At 70.2% G+C, this 1,849-nt stretch carries 2 protein-coding genes; both read left to right on the forward strand.

Annotated elements, in window-relative coordinates; all coding sequences use genetic code 11:
- Window positions 1-1,117 (forward strand): hypothetical protein (locus RMO85_RS12495; RefSeq protein ID WP_310529052.1); only part of this gene is annotated, 1,117 nt, incomplete at its 5' end.
- Between the two features lie 37 nt (window positions 1,118-1,154).
- A complete protein-coding gene (locus RMO85_RS12500; RefSeq protein WP_310529053.1) occupies window positions 1,155-1,823 on the forward strand; it encodes a hypothetical protein in 669 nt (222 codons plus the stop codon).
- The last annotated feature ends 26 nt before the right edge of the window (window positions 1,824-1,849 follow it).

Below are 1,849 nucleotides of genomic sequence, written 5' to 3' on the forward strand. Positions count from 1 at the left end.
GTACGCCGCGGCGCTGGCCGAGCGGTTGCCCTGGCGCCGACTGATGCTCGCCTCCTGGATCGTGGGGCTCGCCTGGATGCTGGCGCTGGCCCTCGTGGACGGCGGCTCCGGCATCAGCCGGGTCCTGGGCAATCCCTACGAGTACCTCGAGACCGCGCGCGCGACGAGCGACATCTCGGCCATGCTGCAGGAGTATGTCGATCGCATCCCCTACGCCGCCAGTGACAACTGGGTCACCCACGTGGCCGGGCACCCGCCCGGTGCCCTCCTGTTCTTCGTGGTCCTGGACCGGCTCGGGCTGGCCGCCGACTTCTCGGCCGGTCTGGTGGTGACCGCCATCGCCGCGAGCTCCACTGTCGCCGTGCTGGTCGCGCTCCGGGCGCTGGGCGCCGAGACGTCGGCTCGTCGTGCTGCGCCGTTCCTGGTGCTGGGTCCGGCGGCCCTGTGGACGGCGGTGTCCGCTGATGCGCTCATCGCGGCCGTGGCGGCCTGGGGACTGGCTGCCCTGGCGCTGGCCGGCACGACCCGGAACGGGCGCGGGCGGATGGTCGTGTGGTCGGTGGTCGCCGGCCTGCTCCTGGGCTACTGCGTGATGATGTCGTACGGGATGCCTCTGCTGGGTTTGCTCGCCGTGGGAGTGCTGGTCGCGGCGAGGGCCTGGCAGCCGCTCGTGGTGTCCGCCCTGAGTGCCAGCGCGGTGGTTCTCCTGTTCGCCGCAGGCGGGTTCTCACTGTGGGAGGCCTTCCCGGTCCTGCAGGAGCGCTACTGGGAGGGTGTCGCCGCGGACCGCCCCGCGTCCTATTGGATGTGGGCCAACCTGGCGGCCCTCACGCTGTGCGCCGGGCCGCTTCTCGTCGCGGGACTTGGTCAGCTTCTGTCGGGTTGGCGTCAGGCCGAGCGAGCGGTGTTGCTGCTCGTTGGAACGGCCGCCTCGGCGATCGCGATCGCGGACCTCTCCCGCATGAGCAAGGGGGAGGTTGAGCGGATCTGGCTCCCGTTCGTGCCCTGGCTGCTGCTGAGCACTGCACTCCTGCCCGAACGCTGGCGCCGCCCGGGTCTGGCGGCCCAGATGGGGGTCGCCCTGCTCCTTCAGCACCTGCTGTACACGAGCTGGTGAGCGGCCAGTCTGTTCCCGTCGTGGATACCGTCTACTCATGAAGGCCACGCCGCCAGCGCGCGATGCAAGCCCTCACCGGTTCGTTCGCACGGGGAGTCATCATCTCGCGTGGTTTCCCGCGCTGCTCCTGTTCCTCACTATCGTCGAGCTGATCGCCGCGGTCGCGGTGCCTGGCGTGGCGCAGTTCGACGGCAAGGGTTGGTCGGTCCGTCTGGTTGCCTACCCCGTTCTCATGCTGCTGGCCCCGGCGCTGTGGTGGGCGACCCGCGGCCATGAGGCGGCGCGCCGACCGCCGTACGTCGCATTCGGCCTGGTTATGTTGCCATTCCTGTCCGACACCACCGCCAACTGGCTCGACCTGTTCCGAAGGGTCGCCTGGTGGGACGACCTCAGTCACTTCGCCCACTGGTTCGTGCTCTGTGCCGGGCTGGGACTGCTCATCGCGCCGCCGGTGCGGCCGCGCTGGATGATTGTCCCGCTGATCGGCGGACTTGGAGCGATGCTCGCCCTCGCCTGGGAGCTGGGGGAGTACTGGCTGTTCATCCGGGCGGGCAAGGAGGCGGGAGGCGCCTACCGCGACACCCTCGGCGACGAGATACTCGGCACCTGCGGTGCCCTGCTGGCTGGGGTCGTCGTCGCCTGGTGGACGACGCGGACAACGCGGACGACGCGGCGCCAAGGACGTACGCCAACCGTTAGCGGCTGATCGGGCGAGCCTGCGGTGAGGTGACG

Source organism: Nocardioides sp. (assembly GCF_031422975.1).
In the GTDB taxonomy this organism is placed as follows: domain Bacteria; phylum Actinomycetota; class Actinomycetes; order Propionibacteriales; family Nocardioidaceae; genus Nocardioides.

Bases quoted from the DNA above. Each gene is read 5' to 3' on its own strand.
- RMO85_RS12500 (WP_310529053.1), top strand. From the start codon at position 1,155: ATGAAGGCCACGCCGCCAGCGCGCGATGCAAGCCCTCACCGGTTCGTT.